The 20128-nt window shown below is 64.4% G+C and carries 22 protein-coding genes and 2 tRNA genes; 15 read left to right on the forward strand and 9 right to left on the reverse strand.

Annotated elements, in window-relative coordinates:
* Positions 1-82 precede the first annotated feature (82 nt).
* Both efp and earP read right to left on the reverse strand, forming a co-directional pair.
* Positions 83-637, reverse strand: a complete 555-nt coding sequence (gene efp / locus AX767_RS16775; RefSeq protein WP_068632364.1) for an elongation factor P — start codon at positions 635-637, stop codon at positions 83-85.
* A 150-nt stretch (positions 638-787) separates the two neighbouring features.
* Positions 788-1888 carry an elongation factor P maturation arginine rhamnosyltransferase EarP gene (gene earP, locus AX767_RS16780; protein ID WP_068632365.1) on the reverse strand — a complete coding sequence of 367 codons (1101 nt, stop codon included), beginning with the start codon at positions 1886-1888 and terminating at the stop codon, positions 788-790.
* Between the two features lie 53 nt (positions 1889-1941).
* Here earP and uvrC point away from each other — a divergent pair, with 53 nt between their 5' ends.
* From uvrC to AX767_RS16795, 3 genes are read left to right on the forward strand one after another with little or no spacing between them, the layout of a single operon-like run.
* Positions 1942-3897 carry an excinuclease ABC subunit UvrC gene (gene uvrC / locus AX767_RS16785; RefSeq protein ID WP_068632366.1) on the forward strand — a complete coding sequence of 652 codons (1956 nt, stop codon included), beginning with the start codon at positions 1942-1944 and terminating at the stop codon, positions 3895-3897.
* Positions 3898-3919: 22 nt separating this feature from the next.
* A complete protein-coding gene (pgsA, locus tag AX767_RS16790; protein WP_068632367.1) occupies positions 3920-4486 on the forward strand; it encodes a CDP-diacylglycerol--glycerol-3-phosphate 3-phosphatidyltransferase in 567 nt (188 codons plus the stop codon).
* Positions 4483-5364 (forward strand): DMT family transporter, encoded by an 882-nt coding sequence (locus AX767_RS16795; RefSeq protein WP_068632368.1) that lies wholly within the window; start codon positions 4483-4485, stop codon positions 5362-5364. The genes pgsA and AX767_RS16795 overlap by 4 nt, the downstream gene beginning before the upstream one ends.
* 3 nt (positions 5365-5367) lie before the next feature.
* On the opposite strand, the gene AX767_RS16800 is transcribed toward AX767_RS16795, so the two are convergent.
* On the reverse strand, positions 5368-6327 hold the full coding sequence (locus tag AX767_RS16800) for a LysR substrate-binding domain-containing protein (protein ID WP_068632369.1): 960 nt from the start codon (positions 6325-6327) through the stop codon (positions 5368-5370).
* A 70-nt stretch (positions 6328-6397) separates the two neighbouring features.
* Here AX767_RS16800 and AX767_RS16805 point away from each other — a divergent pair, with 70 nt between their 5' ends.
* The 7 genes from AX767_RS16805 (at position 6398) to AX767_RS16835 (ending at position 11537) form a co-directional block, all read left to right on the forward strand.
* The gene (locus AX767_RS16805) at positions 6398-7297 is read left to right on the forward strand and encodes an alpha/beta fold hydrolase (RefSeq protein WP_068633802.1); all 900 of its coding nucleotides are present in this window, start codon (positions 6398-6400) and stop codon (positions 7295-7297) included.
* Positions 7294-8379 (forward strand): tartrate dehydrogenase, encoded by a 1086-nt coding sequence (locus AX767_RS16810; RefSeq protein ID WP_068632370.1) that lies wholly within the window; start codon positions 7294-7296, stop codon positions 8377-8379. The genes AX767_RS16805 and AX767_RS16810 overlap by 4 nt, the downstream gene beginning before the upstream one ends.
* A gap of 227 nt (positions 8380-8606) precedes the next feature.
* Positions 8607-8879: an HU family DNA-binding protein gene (locus AX767_RS16815; protein ID WP_007830705.1), complete on the forward strand. Its 273-nt coding sequence runs from the start codon at positions 8607-8609 to the stop codon at positions 8877-8879.
* Between the two features lie 16 nt (positions 8880-8895).
* Positions 8896-8971 (forward strand) — tRNA-Val (locus tag AX767_RS16820).
* An 81-nt stretch (positions 8972-9052) separates the two neighbouring features.
* Positions 9053-10978, forward strand: coding sequence for a peptidylprolyl isomerase (locus tag AX767_RS16825; protein WP_068632371.1), 1926 nt, complete (start codon positions 9053-9055; stop codon positions 10976-10978).
* Between the two features lie 29 nt (positions 10979-11007).
* Positions 11008-11083 (forward strand) — tRNA-His (locus AX767_RS16830).
* Between the two features lie 112 nt (positions 11084-11195).
* On the forward strand, positions 11196-11537 hold the full coding sequence (locus tag AX767_RS16835) for an H-NS histone family protein (RefSeq protein WP_068632372.1): 342 nt from the start codon (positions 11196-11198) through the stop codon (positions 11535-11537).
* A 78-nt stretch (positions 11538-11615) separates the two neighbouring features.
* On the opposite strand, the gene AX767_RS16840 is transcribed toward AX767_RS16835, so the two are convergent.
* The gene (locus AX767_RS16840) at positions 11616-12602 is read right to left on the reverse strand and encodes an NADPH:quinone oxidoreductase family protein (RefSeq protein WP_068632373.1); all 987 of its coding nucleotides are present in this window, start codon (positions 12600-12602) and stop codon (positions 11616-11618) included.
* Between the two features lie 122 nt (positions 12603-12724).
* Between AX767_RS16840 and surE the strand changes: the two genes are divergently transcribed.
* The 4 genes from surE to rlmD are packed head-to-tail and all read left to right on the forward strand — an operon-like array spanning position 12725 to position 16683.
* Entirely contained in the window at positions 12725-13492 is a 768-nt protein-coding gene (gene surE / locus AX767_RS16845; protein WP_068632374.1) for a 5'/3'-nucleotidase SurE, read from the forward strand.
* Between the two features lie 4 nt (positions 13493-13496).
* A complete protein-coding gene (locus AX767_RS16850) occupies positions 13497-14273 on the forward strand; it encodes a protein-L-isoaspartate(D-aspartate) O-methyltransferase (RefSeq protein WP_068632375.1) in 777 nt (258 codons plus the stop codon).
* An 11-nt stretch (positions 14274-14284) separates the two neighbouring features.
* Positions 14285-15208 (forward strand): peptidoglycan DD-metalloendopeptidase family protein, encoded by a 924-nt coding sequence (locus AX767_RS16855; protein ID WP_068633804.1) that lies wholly within the window; start codon positions 14285-14287, stop codon positions 15206-15208.
* 35 nt (positions 15209-15243) lie between these two features.
* A complete protein-coding gene (gene rlmD, locus AX767_RS16860) occupies positions 15244-16683 on the forward strand; it encodes a 23S rRNA (uracil(1939)-C(5))-methyltransferase RlmD (protein WP_068632376.1) in 1440 nt (479 codons plus the stop codon).
* 46 nt (positions 16684-16729) lie between these two features.
* On the opposite strand, the gene AX767_RS16865 is transcribed toward rlmD, so the two are convergent.
* Positions 16730-17440, reverse strand: a complete 711-nt coding sequence (locus AX767_RS16865) for a Bax inhibitor-1/YccA family protein (protein ID WP_068632377.1) — start codon at positions 17438-17440, stop codon at positions 16730-16732.
* Between the two features lie 164 nt (positions 17441-17604).
* Here AX767_RS16865 and AX767_RS16870 point away from each other — a divergent pair, with 164 nt between their 5' ends.
* Positions 17605-18012, forward strand: coding sequence for a GlcG/HbpS family heme-binding protein (locus AX767_RS16870; RefSeq protein ID WP_068632378.1), 408 nt, complete (start codon positions 17605-17607; stop codon positions 18010-18012).
* A 177-nt stretch (positions 18013-18189) separates the two neighbouring features.
* On the opposite strand, the gene hemP is transcribed toward AX767_RS16870, so the two are convergent.
* The 4 genes from hemP to AX767_RS21985 form a co-directional block, all read right to left on the reverse strand.
* A complete protein-coding gene (hemP, locus tag AX767_RS16875; protein ID WP_068632379.1) occupies positions 18190-18402 on the reverse strand; it encodes a hemin uptake protein HemP in 213 nt (70 codons plus the stop codon).
* Positions 18403-18505: 103 nt separating this feature from the next.
* Positions 18506-18919: an ExbD/TolR family protein gene (locus tag AX767_RS16880; RefSeq protein ID WP_068632380.1), complete on the reverse strand. Its 414-nt coding sequence runs from the start codon at positions 18917-18919 to the stop codon at positions 18506-18508.
* Between the two features lie 5 nt (positions 18920-18924).
* Positions 18925-19641, reverse strand: a complete 717-nt coding sequence (locus AX767_RS16885; protein ID WP_068632381.1) for a MotA/TolQ/ExbB proton channel family protein — start codon at positions 19639-19641, stop codon at positions 18925-18927.
* Positions 19642-19653: 12 nt separating this feature from the next.
* Positions 19654-20061 carry an energy transducer TonB gene (locus AX767_RS21985; RefSeq protein ID WP_237288659.1) on the reverse strand — a complete coding sequence of 136 codons (408 nt, stop codon included), beginning with the start codon at positions 20059-20061 and terminating at the stop codon, positions 19654-19656.
* Between the last annotated feature and the right edge of the window lie 67 nt (positions 20062-20128).

Consider the following 20128-nt stretch of genomic DNA (forward strand, 5'->3'; position numbering starts at 1 on the left):
TTTCTCGATTGTGGGTGTAGCCGACGCGTGCCGCCATAAGGAAAGGCTCCCGAAGGAGCCTTTCAACAGAGCGGCAGGGCGCTCAGACGCGCTTGCGGTATTCGCCGGTGCGGGTGTCGATTTCGATCTTGTCGCCTTGCGCGACGAAGAGGGGCACGGGCACTTCGAAGCCGGTGGAAATCTTGGCCGGCTTGAGCACCTTGCCCGACGTGTCGCCCTTGACGGCCGGCTCGGTCCAGGTGATCTCGCGCTCGACGCTGGTCGGCAGTTCGACCGAGATGGCCTTCTCGTCATAGAACACGACTTCGAGCGTCATGCCGTCTTCGAGGTAGTTGAGCGCGTCGCCCATGTTCTCGGCTTCGACTTCGTACTGGTTGAACTCGGTGTCCATGCAGACGTACAGCGGGTCGGCGAAGTACGAGTAGGTGCACTCTTTCTTTTCGAGCACGATCTGGTCGATCTTGTCGTCGGCCTTGAACACCTGTTCGGTGTTGAAGTTGGCGACGAGGCTCTTGAGCTTCATGCGCACGGTGGCGGAATTGCGGCCGCCGCGGCTGTATTCGGTCTTGAGCACGACCATCGGGTCCTTGCCGTGCATGATGACGTTGCCGGCGCGGATTTCTTGAGCGATTTTCATATCAGGGTCTCTGGATGTTGGGCCGCTCGGTGCATCGTCAGGCTCCGATCAACTCGAAGCCCTGGCGCTGCATGGTTCCCGCGGCGGGTTCAGCGGAGGGCGAAAAGGGCTGGTTTCCAACCCCTGCCGAATTCCGCAAAGCCCGCGATTTTAGCTTTTTTGGGCGATGAAGCGCCGTAACCGTGTCACGAGATCGTCCTGTGTCTGCAGCTTTTGGCGCGCCGCGTGTGCGGTCGAGCGCCATTCGGCGAGGGTTTCGGCGGTCAGTGCGGGCAAGGTGCCGGGCGCTACGCCATTCCAGATCTTGTGAAAGCGGCGCAATGAATGCGGGGCGTCGAGCCAATCCAGGAAGGCGTCGAGCTTGGCGTGGTGGGCGTCGTCGTCCTGCGGGTAGATTTGCCAGACCATCGGCGCGCCGGCCCAGAGCGCGCGCACCAGCGAGTCTTCGCCGCGCACGAAGTTCAAATCGCAGGCCCAGAGCAGATGATCGAAGTCGGGCTGCGCCAGGTGCGGCAAGTACGAAATCGAATGGGCATCGCATGCATCCTTCGCGGCGCCGCCCCTCTCGTGGTGGGCCAGCGCCGCCTGCACCGCATGCGTGGCACGGCCAGCGGTGACCAGCAGCCGGGTGGGTTGTGCGCTCGCGGCCAGGTCCGCCAGCAGGCGGGCGAGCGCCCGTGGTTCATAGCAAAAGAGCGAGACCAGCCGCTCGCCTTGCCAGTCGATGCCGAGTGCGGCAAGCCAGGCAGCTCGGTCGAACGCGGCCTGCCGATCTGGCAGGTCGGGCTCTCGCAACAGGCCGCCGGTCGCGTCGTTGAATCCGGGGTAGAAAAAATGCTTGGTGAGCCCCGTGCCGGGGCCGTGGAACACCGACGACGGCAGTCCGTGCAGGCGCTCGACCAAGGGTTCGGCCGACAGGTATTCCAGGTTGATCCATGCGCGTTGCGGGCCGTCGGCGCGCGCTGCCCCGGCAAAGTGCGCCAGCAATTCGGGCGCCGGGTCGCAACCGAACGCTTCGAGCAGCACCTCGGGTGGCGGCGCGGCTGCAGCCGTGCGCACGGCGACCGGATCGTTCCAGTCGACGAGCTCCACGCCTTCCTGGCCCCGAGGCGCCATCCACCGCAGCGCCGTGGCGTCGTCGACCCATAAGCGCACGCGCACCCCCTGTGCCGCGAGTTGGCACGCGAGCCGCCAGCAAACGCCGAGGTCGCCGTGGTTGTCGATGACTTTGCAGAAGATGTCCCAATGCATGCGCTGACTCTAGCGCCCGCAAGGCCGCCCGGGGTCGCGCCACAATAGCCGCCATGTCAGACGTGCATTCCGATCAACTGCTCAGCGAAGTCGCGGCCTTGCCGCAGCTTCCGGGCGTCTACCGCTACTTCGATGCGGCCGGCGCGGTGCTCTATGTGGGCAAGGCGCGCAACCTGAAGAAACGGGTCGCCAACTATTTCCAGAAGAGCCATGGCGGCACGCGCATCGGCCACATGATCTCGAAGATCGTGCGCATGGAGACGACCGTGGTGCGCTCCGAGGCCGAGGCGCTGCTGCTCGAGAACAACCTCATCAAGTCGCTCAAGCCGCGCTACAACATCCTGTTTCGCGACGACAAGAGCTATCCGTATCTGAAGATCGCCTCGCACGCGTTCCCGCGCCTTGCCTACTACCGCGGCGCGACCGACCGCAAGCACCGCTACTTCGGCCCGTACCCGAGCGCCTGGGCGGTGAAGGAATCGATCCTGCTGCTGCAGAAGGTGTTCAAGCTGCGTACGTGCGAAGACACGGTGTATGCGAACCGCACGCGGCCGTGCCTGCTGTATCAGATCAAGCGCTGCACCGGGCCGTGCGTCGGCCACATCACGCCCGAGGCCTATGCGCAGGATGTGACCAATGCCGAAGCCTTCCTCGAGGGCGACACGCACATCGTGTTGCGCGCACTCGAAGACCGCATGACGGCGCACGCCGAGCGGCTCGAGTTCGAGCAGGCGGCCGAACTGCGCAACCAGATGTCGGCGCTGTCGCGCGTGTTGCACCAGCAGTCCATCGAGATCGCGTCGGACAAGGACGTCGACATCCTGGCCGTCAAGGTGCAAGGCGGGAAGGCTTGCGTGAACCTCGCGATGGTGCGTGGCGGCCGGCACCTGGGTGACCGTCCGTACTTCCCGGTGCACGTGGAAGACGCGACGCTGATGCACCACGACGGGCTGGACACCGAAGAAGGCGCGGCGCCGACGGCACTCGACCCGGTCGAGGTCCAGGTGCTCGAAGCGTTCATCGCGCAGCACTACATCGACGTGCCGGTCCCGGCCACCCTGGTGCTGAGCGAATTGGTGAGCCGCGAGCTGATCGAGGCGGTGTCGCTGCAATCGGGCACGCGCATCACCGCGGTGTTCCAGCCGCGCGAACAGCGACGCCACTGGCTGGAAATGGCGCAGACCAACGCGGGCCTGCAACTTGCGCGGCTGCTGGCCGAAGAGGGCTCGCAGCAGGCGCGCACGAGGGCGCTGACGGACGCGCTCGAACTCGCGCCCGACGATCTCGACAATTTCCGCGTGGAGTGCTTCGACATCTCGCACACTGCGGGCGAGGCGACCCAGGCGTCGTGCGTGGTGTTCGAGCACCACACCATGCAGAACCGCGAGTACCGCCGCTACAACATCGAAGGCATCACGCCGGGCGACGATTACGCCGCCATGCGGCAGGTGCTGCAACGCCGCTACGCCAAGCTGGCCGAGGCGATGGCTGCCGAGGTCGACGCGCCGACGCCCGGCGATGGCGCCGGCAGCGACGCACCGGCAGGCACGAAGGCCGCGCGCATGCCAGACCTCGTGCTGGTCGATGGTGGAAAGGGCCAGGTGTCGATGGCGCGCGAAGTGTTCAGCGGGCTGGGTTTGCCGCTGTCGCTGATCGTCGGCGTCGAGAAGGGCGAAGGTCGCAAGGTCGGGCTTGAAGAATTGGTGTTTGCCGACGGACGCGAGAAGGTCTACCTCGGCCGCGATTCGGCTGCGCTGATGCTGGTCGCGCAAATTCGCGACGAGGCGCACCGGTTCGCCATCACCGGCATGCGGGCCAAGCGCGCCAAGGTTCGCGTGGGCGGCAGCCAGCTCGAAGACATCCCGGGCATCGGGCCCAAGCGGCGCGCGCGCTTGCTGCAGCGGTTCGGCGGCATCCGCGGCGTGGCGGCCGCGAGTGTGGAAGACATTGCGTCGGTCGATGGCATCGCGTCGGACCTTGCCGAAGAGATCTACAAAGCCCTTCACTGAACCACGGCACAATCGACCGCATATGTTCTGGACTCTGCCGACCATCATGACCTGGACGCGCATCGTCGCGATCCCTTTGATCGTCGGCGTGTTCTACCTGCCCATCGCCGAGCCGATGCGCAATCTCATCGCCACGGTGATGTTCATCGTGTTCGCGGCGACCGACTGGCTCGATGGCTACCTGGCGCGCAAGCTCAACCAGACATCGTCCTTCGGCGCCTTTCTCGATCCGGTGGCCGACAAGTTCCTGGTGTGCGCGTCGTTGCTGGTGCTGGTGCACCTGCAGCGAGCCGATGTGTTCGTGGCGCTGATCATCATCGGGCGCGAGATCGCGATCTCCGCATTGCGCGAGTGGATGGCGCAGATCGGCGCCGGCAAGAGCGTTGCGGTTCACATGATCGGCAAGGTCAAGACGACGGTGCAGATGGTGGCGATTCCGTTCCTGCTGTACGACGGCCGTCTCTTCGGCGTCATCGACACCCACGTCTGGGGCCTCTGGCTGATCTGGATCTCGGCCGTGCTCACTGTCTGGTCGATGGTCTATTACCTGCAAAAAGCCATTCCGGAGATTCGGGCCCGCACCCAATGACGGCCGCCGCCCGCAGCGCGGGCTGGTTGCGTGCGATGCCGGTGGTCTTCGTGCTGATCTGGAGCACCGGCTTCATCGTGGCGCGCTACGGCATGCCGTACGCGCCCCCGCTCAAATTTCTTGCCGTCCGCTATGCGCTGTCGCTCGCCTGCTTCGCTGCGTGGGTCATGGCCGCGCACGTGGCGTGGCCGGCGACGCGCACGCAATGGGGTCATCTCGCCGTGACAGGCATCCTGATGCAGGCGGGCTACCTCGGCGGCGTGTGGGCCGCGGTCAAGTTCGGCATGGGCTCTGGCCTGGTGGCGCTGATGGTCGGCATCCAGCCGGTGTTGACCGCTGTCTGGCTGTCGATGCGAGGCGGGGCGATCACACGGCGCCAGTGGGCCGGCCTGCTGCTCGGCTTCGCCGGGCTGGTGCTGGTGGTCTCGCGCAAGTTCGGGCAAGGCGGTGAGGTCAGCGCGCTGACGATGGGGCTCGCGGTGCTGGCGCTGCTCTCGATCACGGCCGGCACGCTCTATCAAAAGCGCCACGTGGCGCCTTGCGATGTGCGCAGCGCCAGCGCGGTGCAGCTCGCGGCGGCGCTGCTCGTCACGCTGCCTTTCGCAGCGATGGAGGCCGAGCCCATCGTCTGGAACCTGCACTCCGGCGGCGCCATGGCGTGGTCGGTGCTGGCGCTGTCTCTGGGCGGCAGCTCGCTGCTCTACATCCTGATCCAGCGCGGCACCGCGACCGCCGTGACCAGCCTCTTGTACCTGGTGCCGCCCTGCACCGCGGTGATGGCCTGGGTGCTGTTCTCGGAGCCGATCACGCTGGTCACCGTGGCAGGCATCGCGCTCACGGCCGTCGGTGTGAGCCTGGTGGTGCGCGGCGACAGCTGAGCGTCAGCGCGCCTTCGTGCCGCCGGGCTTCCACGGTTCAGCGCGAAAACTCTCCGCCAGAAAATCGACCAGCAACCGAATCCGCCGAGGTGTTTTCGGACGCCACGGCTCGACCCAGTGGATGTCGGCGTCGGGCATCGCATAGTGAGGCAGCACGCGCACAAGCTGGCCCGACGCCAGTTGGGGTGCGATGTCCCAGAGGCTGCGCAACATCACGCCGCGGCCCGCGAGGCACCAGTCGCGCACCATCTCGCCCGAGTTGCTCGACAGCAGGCCCCGAACCTGAACGCGCGCGGTGCTGCCGTCGCGCGCATGGCGCAGCGTCCACACGGCCGCGCGACGTTGCTCGGCGTCGGTGTTTTCGCGGGCGATGAGGCAGTCGTGCAAGGCGAGCGCGTCGAGCGTGGCGGGCGTGCCGCGGCGCGCAAGGTAGTCCGGCGCGGCGGCCAGCACGCGCTGGTTGCGCGCCACGCGCCGCGTGACCCAATCGGCAGCGCGCCGCTCCTGCACCGCCCAGAGCCAGATGGCGCCGTCGTACCCTTGGGCGCCCAGGTCGGGCAACTGTTCGCTCAGCTGCAGCTCGACGCGCAGGGCAGGGTGCCGGGCCTGGAAGGCGGCCAGCGCCGGCCCCAGCCAGCGTCGGCCGAAGCCGAACGTGGCGGCCAGGCGCAGGCTGCCGGTGAGCTCGTTCTGCCGGTCGCCCAGTTCGCCTTCGAGTGCGGCGAACCCATCGAGAAGGCCCTTGGCATGCAGGCACACGGCTTCGCCTTCCGCGGTCGCGCTCAGCCGCCGCGTGGTCCGGTCGAAAAGCCGCTGCCCGAGGCGCGTTTCGAGTGCGACCAGTCGCTTGGTCACCACCGATGGCACGACGCCCAGCGCCGAGGCGGCACCGGCCAGGCTTCCTTCTTCGCGGATGCTCACGACCAGCGCCAGGTCGGCACGTTGAACGGCGTTTTGATTCATTCTATTTTGGAAAGTATGAATTGGCTGATTGTTGCTTGAAGATCGTGGCGGCGCAACGCACAATCCTTGCGTGCTCGACTCATTCGCTCCCTTCGATCTCCTGCGCAACGGCGTGCGCATCCATGGCCGCATCGGCGGCCATGGCACGCCGTTGCTGCTGTTGCACGGTCATCCGCAAACGCATGCGATCTGGCATCGCGTCGCGCCCCGGCTGGCGGCGCACTTCACGCTGGTCATGATCGACCTGCGTGGCTACGGTGACTCGGGTCGGCCGCCGCCAGATCCCGCCCACGCGGTCTACAGCAAGCGCGAGATGGCGAACGACGCGCTGTTCGCGATGCAGCACCACGGCTTCGCGCGCTTCGGGGTGTTGGCGCACGACCGCGGCGCGCGTGTCGCGCACCGGCTCGCGGCGGACCACCCCGACGCGGTGCAGCGCATGCTGTTGCTCGACATCGCGCCGACGTTCGCGATGTACGAGAACACCTCCGACGCATTTGCGCGTGCCTACTGGCACTGGTTCTTTCTGATCCAGCCGCCGCCATTGCCGGAGGCGTTGATCGCTTCCGATCCATCGCGCTACGTGCGCAGCGTGATGGGCGGGCGGCATGCGGGACTCGCGCCTTTCGCGCCCGACGTGCTGGCCGAATACGAGCGCTGTGCCGCCATTGCCGGCACGGCCGAGTCGATCTGCGAGGACTATCGCGCATCGGCTACGGTGGATCTTGAACATGACCGCAGCGACATCGCCGCGGGGCGCCGGCTCGCCATGCCGCTGCGCGTGTTGTGGGGCGAGCACGGTGCGGTCGGGCGTTGCTTCGATGTGCTCGCGCTGTGGCGCGACCGTGCATTCGATGTGGCAGGGCGCGCTGTGCCGTGCGGCCACTACCTTCCCGAAGAAGCGCCGAACGAACTCGTCGACGAAGCGCTCGCTTTCTTTTCACCTCTCGACCCAGGACGACAACCATGAGCACCCAGAGAATCGCAGTCATCGCCGGCGACGGCATCGGCAAGGAGACCATGCCCGAAGGGCTTCGCGTGCTGGAAGCAGCGAGCCGGAAGTTCGGCATCGACCTGAAGTTCGACCACTTCGACTTCTCGAGCTGGGACTACTGCGAGAAGCACGGGAAGATGCTGCCCGACGACTGGAAAGAGCAGATCGGCGGACACGACGCGATCTATTTCGGCGCGGTGGGCTGGCCAGAAAAAATTGCAGACCACGTCTCGCTGTGGGGCTCGTTGTTGCTGTTCCGTCGCGAGTTCGACCAGTACATCAACCTGCGGCCGGCGCGCCTCATGCCCGGCATCATCGCGCCGGTGGTGCGACGCGACGGTACGCCACGCGAGCCCGGCGAGATCGACATGTACATCGTGCGCGAGAACACCGAAGGCGAGTACTCGAGCATCGGCGGCCGCATGTACGAAGGCACGGCGCGCGAGATCGTGGTGCAGGAAACGGTGATGTCGCGCATCGGTGTAGACCGCGTGCTGAAGTTCGCCTTCGAGCTCGCGCAGTCGCGGCCCAAAAAGCACCTGACCAGCGCCACCAAGTCGAACGGCATCTCGATCACCATGCCTTACTGGGACGAGCGCGTCGTGGCGATGGCCAAGAACTACCCGGGCATCACGCTCGACAAGTTCCACATCGATATCCTGACCGCGCACTTCGTGCAGCGGCCCGATTTTTTCGACGTGGTGGTGGCCAGCAATCTGTTCGGCGACATCCTGTCGGATCTCGGCCCGGCCTGTACCGGCACCATCGGCATCGCGCCGAGCGCGAACCTGAACCCCGAGCGCACGACGCCCTCGCTGTTCGAGCCGGTGCACGGCTCGGCGCCGGACATCGCCGGCAAAGGCATCGCCAACCCGATCGGGCAGATCTGGTGCGGCGCGATGATGCTGGAATTTCTGGGCCACAAGGCGGCGCACGACGCGATCCTGGCGGCCATCGAGAAGGTGCTCGCGCCCGGCAGTGGTGGTCCGCGGACACCCGATATCGGCGGCTCTGCAACCACATCCGATCTCGGACGCGCGATCGCCGACGCGCTTTGAAAAAAGACTTCACGAAACGCCCCTAAAATCGCGTCCCCCGCTGTGCCGCGCGGCCACGTGTCGTATTGACACCCCGTAGGTCAGTGGTTGTAATCCCTCTCGGCAGTGCGCTGCCGATTCGCCAGGACTGCCATCCTTTGCCCTCGACGAACGGCACAGTGCCATCAAGGGAACAGCTTTGGCTCCTGGCGAGACCCGACCAACTTTTTTACCGACAAGGGGCCCTTGTGAACAAGACCGAATTGATTGAGCACATCGCGAAGAACGCCGATATTTCCAAAGCTGCCGCCACTCGCGCACTCGAATCCACCATCGGCGCCATTCGCACCACGCTCAAAAAAGGCGGCTCTGTTTCTCTCGTCGGTTTCGGTACCTTCGCCGTCGGCAAGCGTGCTGCCCGCACTGGCCGGAACCCCCGCACCGGCGACGCGATTAAAATCAAGGCAGCCAAGATTCCCAAGTTCCGTCCAGGCAAGGCGTTGAAAGACGCATTGAACTGAGACACAGTTTCCGGTGGGGTGCTTAGCTCAGCTGGTAGAGCGGCGCCCTTACAAGGCGTAGGTCGGGGGTTCGAGCCCCTCAGCACCCACCACCCGATGCAAAGGCGAACAGGTTGTTCGCCTTTTTTGTTGTTGGAGCCATCGTGCTTCGGCGCATTCACAGAGAGTGTTCAATGTTTGATTTTTTCCGCAAGTACAACAAGATCGTGATGGGTGTCTTGTTCTTGCTGATCATTCCGTCGTTCGTGTTGTTTGGCGTAGAGGGTTACAAAAGCAACGGTGCCGACGAAAAGGTCGCGACCATCGACGGCACCCCCATCACGAGGCCCGAGTGGGATCAGCAGCATCGCGTCGAAGTCGATCGCATTCGTCAGCAGAACCCGGCCATCGATGCGTCGTTGCTCGATTCGGATGTCGCCCGCTATGCAACGCTCGAGCGCATGGTGCGAGATCGCGTGCTGGCAGCGGCTGCGAGCAAAAGCAATCTCACCATTTCCGAGGAGCGCCTCTCGCAGATTTTTGCGAATGATCCCGGGCTCAAGTCCTTCATCGTCCCCGACGCCAAGGGTGTTCCGACGTTTGATCGTGAGGCGTTCATTCGCATGACCGGCCGCACCCCTGAACAGCAGATGGCGGCCACCCGTGCCGAACTTGCGACGCAACAGGTGTTGCTTGGCGTGTCGGGCACCGCCTTTGCCACCCGCGCACAGGCTGACGCGGCACTGCGCGCGTTCTACGACAAGCGCGAGATTCAGGTCGCACGCTTTAACGCCGTGGACTTCGTGTCGAAGGTGACGTTGACCGATGCCGACCTGCAAAGCTATTACGACCAGCACGCGGCGCAGTTTCGTGCGCCCGAACAGGCGACGATCGAGTACGTCGTGCTCGATGCCGATGCAGTCAAGAAGAGCATCGTGCTGAGCGAAGCCGATGTGAAAAGCTATTACGAACAGAACAAAGAGCGTCTGGGCAGCAAGGAGGAGCGCCGCGCGAGCCACATCCTCATCACGGCGCCGAGCAGTGCGCCAGCGGCCGATCGCGAAAAAGCAAAGGCGAAGGCAGAGCAATTGCTCGCGGAAGTCAAAAAAGCACCGGCGACGTTCGCCGATGTGGCACGCAGGAATTCGCAGGATCCGGGCTCGGCAGAAAAGGGTGGCGACCTGGATTTCGTGACCCGCGGTGCGATGGTCAAGCCTTTTGAAGATGCGATGTTCGCGCTCAAGAAGGGTCAGATCAGCGATGTCGTTGAAACACCGTTCGGTTACCACATCATTCAGCTGACCGACTTGAAGCCTTCCAACGTGCCGCCATTCGAGCAGGCACGCACGGGCATTGAAGCCGACCTGCGCACGCAGCAGGCGACCGCCGAGTTCGCGAAGGCCGCAGAAGCTTTCACCGATGCCGTGTACCAGCAACCCGACAGCCTGAAGGCTGCTGCCGACAAGTTCAAGCTGACCATCCGGACAGCAGCCAACGTCGCGCGCACGCCCGCAGCCGGTGCAACCGGCGCGCTGGCGAGCAAGAATTTTCTGGCGGCGCTGTTTGCGCCTGATTCGCTCGAGCGCAAGCACAACACCGAAGCGGTCGAAGTCGGCCCGAGCCAGCTCGCGTCGGGTCGGGTGACCCAGTACGCGGCGGCACGCACGCTGCCTTTCGCTGAAGTCAAGGAAAAGGTGCGCACCGAATTGCTGGCCGAGCGCGCTGCTGCGCTCGCCAAAGCCGAAGGCACAGCGAAGCTGGCCGCATGGCAAGCCGGCGCTGCCGGCGCGGTCTTCGGCGCCCCGCTGACGGTGTCTAGACTCGACACCCAGTCGCAACCGGCGCCAGTGGTCGAGGGCGCACTCCGCGCGGACACTTCGAAGCTGCCGGCGCTGGTCGGGGCTGACCTGGGCCAGCAAGGCTACGCCGTGATCAAGGTCATCAAGAATGTGCCTCGGCCAGCGCCGACGGCCGAACAGGCTCAGCAGGAAAGTGCACAGCTGGCCCAGGCTGTGGCCGGCGCGGAAGCTGCTGCTTACTACGAACTGCTCAAAGAGCGGTTCAAGGTGAAGTTCCTTGCGCCGAGGCCTTCCGATTCGACAGTGGCAGAGAATCGATAGGTTTTGACGCTACAATTGCGCACTCTACGGTGGCTGTAGCTCAGCTGGTAGAGTCCCAGATTGTGATTCTGGTCGTCGTGGGTTCGAGTCCCATCAGCCACCCCAGTATTTGAAAAACGCGCCGATTTCGTGATCGGCGCGTTTTTTTATTGTCTGCCGATTGCTCAAATTGCAATCTGAATTAGAATTTTGCATCTTTCCCATCACAGGAACCCCGATGCCAACCCTTGCCGATATCAATTCGCAGATCCAGAAACACGACGAACAGATTGCGCAATTGCGCAAACAAGCCGAAGACATGCGCAATCAGGAGCGCGCCGGCGTTGTCGAAGAGTTGCGCAAGAAGATTGCCGAATACGGAATTTCAGCGGCCGACCTGAAGCTGAGCGGCGGTCGGGGCCCCGCAAAGCGCAGCGGCGCACCCGCGGCGGCAAAAGCAGCGGCGCGTTATCGCGGCCCGGCTGGCGAAACCTGGTCTGGTGGCCGGGGTCGCAAGCCGCGCTGGGTGACAGAAGCGTTGGCGGCTGGCAAACCGCTGTCTGATTTCGAGATCAGGTAGAGCGTCCTGACCCAACAAAAAAGCCCGCAGTCGCGGGCTTTTTTATTGGGTCGGCTTTTTGGGCGGCATTGCCGCGAATCAGTTCACCATCACCAGCTTGCCCTTGACGCCGCGCGATCCCATGTGGGCGTAGGCCGCTTTCAGCTCTGCCATTGGCATCGTGCTGTCGATGACCGGCTTGATCTTGCCCTCGCCGTACCACTTCGCCAATTCGGCCATCATCTGCGCATTGGCTTTGGGTTCGCGCCGCGCAAAGTCGCCCCAAAACACACCGACCAATGAAGCGCCTTTCAGCAGGGTCAGATTCAGCGGCAATGAAGGAATCGGGCCAGACGCAAAGCCGACCACCAGATAGCGACCGCGCCATCCAATCGAGCGGAACGCTGGTTCTGCGAAGTCGCCGCCGACCGGGTCGTAAATGATGTCCGGGCCTTTGCCGTCGGTCGCTGCTTTCACTGCATCGCGAAAGCCATTGGGCAATGCGTTCGTGGTGTAGTTGATGGTGACGTCTGCGCCGATCGATTTGCACAGCGCGCACTTTTCATCTGTCGAGGCCGCTGCAATGACGCGGGCACCGGCCGCCTTGGCGATCTGAATTGCGGAGGTGCCCACGCCGCCCGCGGCGCCCAGCACCAGCACCGTCTCGCCGGCCTGCAATTGCGCACGGTCCATGAGGGCGTGCCACGAGGTCGCGTAAATCATGATGAATGCCGCGGCATCGACGTAGTTGAAGCCATCGGGCAGCGGCATGCACAGCGCGGCCTGCGCCAGCGTGTGCGTGCCGAAGCCACCCGTGCCCGACAGGCACGCCACGTTCTGGCCGACCTTCAGGTGCGTCACGCCGTCGCCAAGCGCCTGTACGACACCTGCGTATTCGGAACCCGGCACGAAAGGCAGTGGCGGCTTGATCTGGTATTTGTTCTGGACAATCAACAAGTCCGGGAAATTCAGGCTCGCGGCCCTGATTTCGATCAGTACCTCGCCCGCGGCCGGCTTGGGTGTCGGCATTTCTTTCCACGTGAGGGCGTCGACGCCGGTCGGGTTTTCGCAAAGCCATGCGTGCATGTGGGGGTCTCCTGGAGGTGGCTGGGGCAATGATTGCGCGTGATGATAGGCGGGCGCCGCAGGGCCGCTTGTCCCTGCCGTGACCGACCCGCCACCTACAATCGCGCGCATTTCCAGACGCCATGAAAATCCTCATTTCCAACGACGACGGCTTCCAGGCCCCCGGCATCGTCGCGCTGCATGCAGCGCTGCAAGACATTGCCGATGTGGAGGTCATTGCACCCGAACAGAACAACAGCGCCAAGTCGAACGCGCTGACGCTCGCGGCACCGCTCTATGTGCGCGAGGCCCACAACGGTTTTCGCTTTGTGACGGGCACACCGGCCGACTGCGTGCACATCGCGCTCAAGGGGTTGCTCGACTACAAGCCCGACCTCGTGGTTTCCGGTATCAACAACGGCGCCAACATGGGCGACGACACCATCTATTCGGGGACTGTCGGGGCGGCAATGGAGGCCTATCTCTTCGGCATCCCTGCCATCGCTTTTTCGCAGATCGAAAAGGGCTGGGCGCATGTGGACGCGGCCGCGCAGATCGCGCGCTTGCTGGTGCAGCGCATCGAGCGTGAACGCATGCTCGACGGCCCTGCGTTCCTGCTCAACGTGAACATCCCGAACAAGCCGCTCGATCAACTCAAGCCGTTGAAGGTGTGTCGCCTCGGCCGTCGCCATGCGGCGGAGAAAGTGATCACGCAGGAGAGCCCGCGCGGAGAAACGATGTACTGGATCGCCGGCGCCGGCGGCGCGAAGGACAGCGGCGAAGGCACCGACTTCCACGCGACTGCGGCCGGGCATGTGGCGCTGACGCCCCTGCAGATCGACCTGACCGATCACGCCAGTCTCGGCGACTGGCGCGACGCCGTGGCGCGTCTCAGCGCAGCGGACGCCTGAACCGATGGCGACGCCGCCGCGGCCCGGCTTCCCGGTCCGGCTGACGCCCACGGCCTCCGCTGCCACGCGCGGCCGGCTTCCGGCAGCGCCGCTTCGCCCGAGCGTGATTGCGACGCCCTCGATGGCATCCGATGCGATCCGCGCCCGCATGGTGCAAAAGCTCGCGGTGCAGGGCATTGGCGATGGTCGCGTGCTGCGTGCGATGGGAACGGTCGAGCGGCATCGTTTTGTCGACAGTGCGCTGGTCAATCAGGCCTACGAGGACACCAGCCTGCCGATCGGCCTTGGCCAGACCATCTCGAAGCCCAACGTGGTCGCCCGCATGCTCGAACTCCTGCTGGCAGCGCCCGCGCTGGTCGGCAAGCCCGACGGCAAACTGGGCCGTGTGCTGGAGATCGGTACCGGCTGCGGCTACCAGGCCGCCGTGTTGAGCCATGTCGCGAGCGAGGTCTACAGCATCGAACGGCTGCGCGGACTGCATGAGAAGGCACGCGTTAATTTGCGCCATTTCCGTCTGGCGACCGTGCACCTGATCCTGGGAGACGGCATGCTCGGCTATCCGAAGGGCGCGCCTTACGCCGGCATCATCGCGGCAGCGGGCGGCGAGGCGATTCCGGAGGCCTGGATCGACCAGCTTGCCGTGGGTGGCCGCATCGTGGCGCCCACCCATTCCGTCGGCGGAGGGCAGGCCCTCGTCGTCATCGACAAAACCGCACGGGGACTCGAGCGCCGCATTCTGGAAGCGGTTCACTTTGTCCCTCTAAAATCCGGGATTGCTTGAAGGAAGAACACATGCAGGGAATTGGCAATCGGAGCTGGGTCACCGGCGTGGCGCTGGTCTTGACGCTCGTGATCGCGGGCTGCGCCGCACCGCGCGGACCGGCACCGGTCGAAGATCGCGGAACCATGGGTCGCGGGCCGGGTGCGCTACCCGCCACGCCAGGGGGGCCGCTGATCACCGTCGATGCCAATGGCAAGCCATTGGCCGGCATCGAGAATTACGGCAAGCCCGGTTACTACGCCGTGCGCCCGGGTGACACCATCCGCCGCATCGGCACCGAGAGCGGCCAACGCTGGCAGGACATCGCCCGCTGGAACAACCTCGACAACCCCGACCTGATCGAAGTGGGTCAGGTACTGCGCGTGATTCCGCCCGGTGCCACCGCACCAGGCAGCACGGTTGCAGCGGCGCCTGCGGCGAACGGCGTGGTCACTGCGCCGGTCGCGCAGTCGTCCATTGCCCCTGCCGCCGGTGCAATCACCGCACCGTCTGGCGCCGCGAGTGCCGCGGTCAAGCCGCCCGTTACGACTTCGTCTGTCGCACCTGCAGCCGCTGCGTCGGGCGACGAAGACGTGGGCTGGATCTGGCCCGTGCGCGGCCCGCTGATCGCCGGCTTCGACGAGGCCAAGAACAAGGGCCTCGACATCGGTGGCAAGGTCGGCGATCCGGTGATGGCGGCAGCCGATGGCCGTGTCGTGTACGCCGGGGCCGGGCTGCGTGGCTATGGCAACCTGATCATCCTGAAACACAACAACACCTACCTCACCGCCTATGCGCACAACCAGACGCTGCTGGTGAAGGAAGACCAGTCGGTGCAAAAGGGCCAGAAGATTGCCGAGATGGGCAGCAGCGATGCCGACCGCGTCAAGCTGCACTTCGAAATCCGTCGCCAGGGCAAGCCGGTCGATCCGGCGCGCTACCTGCCGGCGCGCTAGCGGAACGCGTTCTGCCACGCTGAGACAATCGTGGCATGACGGAACCCACTGACGACAGCAAACCAACGAAGACCTATCCCGAGCCCGAGTGGCTGAACGTCGAATCGCTCGACCTCGAAGCCCAGGGCGTCGCACACAACGCGGCCGGCATGGTCACCTTCATCGAAGGTGCCTTGCCATTCGAAGAGGTGCAGTTCAACGTGCACCGCCGCAAGAACAACTGGGAGCAGGGCGTGGTGACGGCCATCCGCCGCGAGTCCGCACAACGCGTGACGCCCGGCTGCCCGCATTTCGGCCTGCACACCGGTGCGTGCGGCGGTTGCAAGATGCAGCACCTCGATGCCGCTGCGCAGGTCGCCGTGAAGCAACGCGCACTGGAAGACAACCTGTGGCACCTGGGCAAAGTCAAGCCCGAGAACATGCTTCGCCCGCTCGAGGGGCCATCGTGGCATTACCGCTACCGCGCGCGACTTTCGGTGCGGCACGTGGTCAAGAAGGGCACGGTACTCATCGGTTTTCACGAGCGAAAGAGCCGATACCTCGCCGACATGCAGGTGTGCCCTGTGCTGCCCAAGCAGGTGAGCGCCATGCTGATGCCGCTGCGCGCGCTGATCGGCTCGATGGACGCGCGCGAGACGCTGCCCCAGATCGAGCTGGCATGCGGCGACGCCCCCGGCACCACCGGGCTGGGCGTGATCGCGCTGGTGCTGCGTCACCTCGCGCCGCTGTCGGGTGCCGACATCGCACGCCTCAAGGCGTTTGCCGGGCAGCACCCCGGCGTGCAGTGGTGGCTCCAGGCCAAGGGGCCCGAAACGGTCAAGTTGCTGGAGGAGGGCGGGACGCCGCTCGCGTACGAGCTGCCGGCCTATGGCATCACGATGCCGTTCAGGCCGACCGACTTCACGCAGGTCAACCCGCACATCAACCGCTCGCTCGTGAGCCGGGCGCTGCGTTTGCTCGACGTGCAGCCCGACGAGCGGGTGATCGACTGGTTCTGTGGCCTTGGCAACTTCACGCTCCCGCTCGCGAGCCGCGCGCGCGAAGTGCTCGGCATCGAAGGCAGCGACGTCCTGGTGGCGCGCGCGACCGACAATTTCAAGCGAAATGAAGCTGCCACGCCTTCGCGCCGGGCGCTCAGTGCCACGCGGTTCGTGGCACGCGATCTGTTCGAGATGACGCCGGCCATGCTGGTCGCCGACGGTGCGGCCGACAAGTGGCTGGTCGATCCGCCGCGCGAAGGCGCGTTCGCGCTGGCGAAAGCGATCGCGGAACTGCACGAGCAGCCGGAACTTCGCACCGACGGCTGGACGCCACCGAAGCGCATCGTCTACGTGAGCTGCAACCCGTCGACGCTGGCGCGCGATGCGGGTGTTCTGGTGAACCAAGGCGGCTATCGCTGCAGCCACACCGGGGTGGTCAACATGTTCCCGCACACCGCGCACGTGGAATCGATCGCCGTATTCGAGCTGCAATGAAAAAGGGCCCCACGGGGCCCCTTTCGTTTCGACAGACGGGAGCGGATCAGTCGCGCTCGCCGCCGAAGATGCCGAGCAACGCCAGCAGGCTCTGGAACACATTGAACAGGTCGAGATAGAGCGCGAGCGTGGCGCTGATGTAGTTGGTCTCGCCACCGTCGATGATCTGCTTCAGGTCGTACAGCATGTAGGCAGAGAAGATGCCGATGGCGGCCACCGAGATCACAAGCATGCCGGTGCTGGAGCCGACAAAGATGTTCACGATGCTGCCCACGAACAGCACCAACACACCGACAAACAGGAACTTGCCCATGCCCGACAGGTCGCGCTTGATGACCGTCGCGAGCGTCGCCATCACGAAGAAGACGCCGGCGGTGCCGCCGAACGCCGTCATGATGAGTTCGGAGCCGTTCTTGAAGCCCAGCACCATGGAAATCATGCGCGCGAGCATCAGACCCATAAAGAAGGTGAAGGCCAGCAGCACCGGCACGCCGGCCGCGGAATTCTTCGTCTTTTCGATAGCGAACATGAAGCCGAAGGCACCGACCAAGAAGACGACGAGGCCAAGCCCGCCCGTCAGCGCCGCGGTGATGCCCGTTGCGACGCCCACCCATGCGCCGAGCACGGTCGGGATCATGCTGAGCGCGAGCAGCCAGTAGGTGTTGCGCAGGACGCGCTGGCGATCGGCCTGCGGCAATGTCTGGCCGAATGCGCCTTCGCCTGGGGTGGTGTCGAGAGTCGTGATGCGGTCGTTCATTGCTGAAACTCCTGGGTTGCTGCAGTGAGGCAGGTGGGCGCATTCTAGGATGCTGCAAGAGGCCACGCCGGCATCAGGCATCCGGTCGCGCTCGCAGGTTTGTAAGGGTTCGGTTGCAAGTCGGCCGTTATGCTTCGTGATCCTGCAATTCTCAGTTTCCGACCATGAAAACCAAAGCTGTCCTCGAACTTGCCGACATCAAGACCATCGCCGCCGCCGCCGAAGCGGAAGCGTTGAAGAACAACTGGGCCGTGACGATCGCGATCGTCGACGACGGAGGCCACTTGCTGTGGCTGCAGCGCCTGGACGGCGCCCCGGCCATCTCCTCCCTCATCGGCCCGGCCAAGGCCCATACGGCCGCCGTGGGTCGCCGCGACAGCAAGGTCTACGAAGACATCATCAACGGCGGGCGTACCGCATTCCTGACGGTGCCGGGTGTGAGCGGCCTGCTCGAGGGCGGCGTGCCGATCGTGAAGGACGGCAATGTGATCGGTGCCGTGGGTGTCAGCGGCGTGAAGTCGAACGAAGACGCGCAGATCGCCAAGGCTGGCATCGCGGCCCTCGGCCTCTGATTTTTCGCTCTCCCAAAGCAAAACGCCGACCTCGAGGTCGGCGTTTTCGTCTGGACGATCAGCGTGAAAAAAAGCTTGGCTAGTCGGCGAACCGTTGGCTAGCAAAAAACGACCCTTCGGAGATGAATCTCCTTGAGTCGCCCCACGATGAAACTTGCACGGGAGGCGAGAAGACCCTTACTTCGTCAGGATCAGCTTGCCCAGTTTGGTGGCTTGAAGCCGGTAGAGGGATCCGTTGTGCAGGATGCCGACTGTCTTGCTGCCCTTCAGCAGGTCGGCACTTTCGACCAGTGCAGCCGACGGATTCGACTGCGCAGTCGCAGCGCTTCCACGGCCCGAGTTGTCGAGCGATGGGTGGTTCAGAACAGAGAAGGCAGCAGGGGTTTGCATTTGAGATCCTTTGCAGTCCGGGTCGGGTGCGATAGGTAAATGATAATTATTCTCAAGTAAAAAGTCAATCGCGACGATCAACTTTTTTGCCTTGCCCCGCCGATTACTTGTTGTCGGGCTCGGTAATGAAGCCGATCTTGCGCACGCCCGCTTCGCGCGCCTCCGACATGGCCTTGGCCACGCGCTCGTAACGCACCGCCTTGTCGCCACGGATGTGCAACTCGGGTTGCGGTTCCTTGGCGGCCTCTGCGCCGAGCAGCGCAGGGAGTGCGCTGTCGTCGATCTTGTTCTCGTTCCAGTAGTAGCTGCCATCGGCAGCCACGGTGAACAGGATGTTCTGCGGCTTGGTCACTTCCGGCTCGCTCGTGGCGCGCGGAAGGTCGATGTTGACCGCATGTTTCATCACCGGCACGGTGATGATGAAGATGATGAGCAACACCAGCATGACGTCGACCAGCGGCGTCATGTTGATCTCGTTCATCACCTCATCGGGTTCGTCTTGCGTTCCGAAAGCCATGGCGCTCAGCCTTTCTTGAGGGGCACGACGATCGATTCGCCGCTGCCGCTCTGCACGCGGGCGCCGGTCACGAAGTAAGCGTGCAGGTCGTGCGCGAAGCTGTTGAGCTTGGTCAGCACGAACTTGTTGCCGCGCACCAGCGCGTTGTAGCCGAGCACCGCAGGAATCGCGACCGCCAGACCGAGCGCAGTCATGATGAGTGCTTCGCCGATCGGGCCGGCGACCTTGTCAATGGTCGCCTGGCCGGCCGAACCGATGGCCATGAGCGCGTGATAGATGCCCCAGACCGTGCCGAAGAGACCGATGAACGGGGCGGTCGACCCGACCGACGCCAGGATCGCCAGACCGGTTTGCAACTTTGCGGTGAATTCATCGATGCCATTGCGCAGGCTGCGCGTGACCCAGTCGCTCACGTCGAGCGTGTCATGCAGATGGGCCTTGGTGTTGCGGTGGTGTGCAGTCGCTTCGCGACCTTCGAGGGCCAGGGCACGGAACGGATTGGTGTCGTCCTTGCCGAGCTTCTCGAGCGCTGTAGCGAAATCTTCGCTGTGCCAGAAATCGGACGAGCGGCGCGCGAGCCGCTTGTACTTCACGACGTCGATCGCCTTGGTGAGGATCACGATCCACGACGCGAGAGACATGACGATGAGCAACACGGCGACGGCCTTGGTGACAAAGTCACCCTGGCTCCAAACGTTCATCAGGCCAAATTGAGAGTTCATTGGGTATCCAGGCTATTCGGAGAGGGAGAAACTGATCGGGGCGTTGAACAAACGTGTCGTTTCTTCATTGCCGCCTGCGAGAGGAGTGATCTGGGATTGCTGGATGGCTTCGATCGCTGCGCGGTCGAGGCGGTCGAATCCGCTGGATTTCGCCAGCGCGGTTCGCTTCACCGTACCGGCGCTACTGAAGTAGACCGCGACGATGACAGTGCCTGTTTCGTTCAGCTTTCGGCTGATCGACGGGTACACCGGGTTCGGCTTGCGCACCCATTGCACTTGACCCTGGCTCAGCTCGACCAGCTTCGGCGCAGGCGGTGCAGGCGGTGGCGCGGGTGGCGCAGGAGGGGCTGGTGGTGCGGGCACCGGCGGGGCAGGCGGTGGCGGCGCGACCACGCCGACCGGCGCATCGGGCGTGGGCACGGGCTTTGGCTCGCGAACCGCTTGCGGCCGCGGTGGCGGCGGCGCCTTGGTCACCTGACGTTGTGGC

The organism is Variovorax sp. PAMC 28711 (assembly GCF_001577265.1).
Taxonomy (GTDB): domain Bacteria; phylum Pseudomonadota; class Gammaproteobacteria; order Burkholderiales; family Burkholderiaceae_C; genus Variovorax.

Bases quoted from the DNA above. Each gene is read 5' to 3' on its own strand.
- efp (WP_068632364.1), bottom strand. From the start codon at position 637: ATGAAAATCGCTCAAGAAATCCGCGCCGGCAACGTCATCATGCACGGC.
- rlmD (WP_068632376.1), top strand. From the start codon at position 15,244: ATGACGGAACCCACTGACGACAGCAAACCAACGAAGACCTATCCCGAG.
- AX767_RS16855 (WP_068633804.1), top strand. From the start codon at position 14,285: ATGCAGGGAATTGGCAATCGGAGCTGGGTCACCGGCGTGGCGCTGGTC.
- AX767_RS16880 (WP_068632380.1), bottom strand. From the start codon at position 18,919: ATGGCTTTCGGAACGCAAGACGAACCCGATGAGGTGATGAACGAGATC.
- uvrC (WP_068632366.1), top strand. From the start codon at position 1,942: ATGTCAGACGTGCATTCCGATCAACTGCTCAGCGAAGTCGCGGCCTTG.
- AX767_RS16850 (WP_068632375.1), top strand. From the start codon at position 13,497: ATGGCGACGCCGCCGCGGCCCGGCTTCCCGGTCCGGCTGACGCCCACG.
- surE (WP_068632374.1), top strand. From the start codon at position 12,725: ATGAAAATCCTCATTTCCAACGACGACGGCTTCCAGGCCCCCGGCATC.
- AX767_RS16840 (WP_068632373.1), bottom strand. From the start codon at position 12,602: ATGCACGCATGGCTTTGCGAAAACCCGACCGGCGTCGACGCCCTCACG.
- AX767_RS16825 (WP_068632371.1), top strand. From the start codon at position 9,053: ATGTTTGATTTTTTCCGCAAGTACAACAAGATCGTGATGGGTGTCTTG.
- AX767_RS16810 (WP_068632370.1), top strand. From the start codon at position 7,294: ATGAGCACCCAGAGAATCGCAGTCATCGCCGGCGACGGCATCGGCAAG.
- hemP (WP_068632379.1), bottom strand. From the start codon at position 18,402: ATGCAAACCCCTGCTGCCTTCTCTGTTCTGAACCACCCATCGCTCGAC.
- earP (WP_068632365.1), bottom strand. From the start codon at position 1,888: ATGCATTGGGACATCTTCTGCAAAGTCATCGACAACCACGGCGACCTC.
- AX767_RS16835 (WP_068632372.1), top strand. From the start codon at position 11,196: ATGCCAACCCTTGCCGATATCAATTCGCAGATCCAGAAACACGACGAA.
- AX767_RS16800 (WP_068632369.1), bottom strand. From the start codon at position 6,327: ATGAATCAAAACGCCGTTCAACGTGCCGACCTGGCGCTGGTCGTGAGC.
- AX767_RS16885 (WP_068632381.1), bottom strand. From the start codon at position 19,641: ATGAACTCTCAATTTGGCCTGATGAACGTTTGGAGCCAGGGTGACTTT.
- pgsA (WP_068632367.1), top strand. From the start codon at position 3,920: ATGTTCTGGACTCTGCCGACCATCATGACCTGGACGCGCATCGTCGCG.
- AX767_RS16865 (WP_068632377.1), bottom strand. From the start codon at position 17,440: ATGAACGACCGCATCACGACTCTCGACACCACCCCAGGCGAAGGCGCA.
- AX767_RS16795 (WP_068632368.1), top strand. From the start codon at position 4,483: ATGACGGCCGCCGCCCGCAGCGCGGGCTGGTTGCGTGCGATGCCGGTG.
- AX767_RS16870 (WP_068632378.1), top strand. From the start codon at position 17,605: ATGAAAACCAAAGCTGTCCTCGAACTTGCCGACATCAAGACCATCGCC.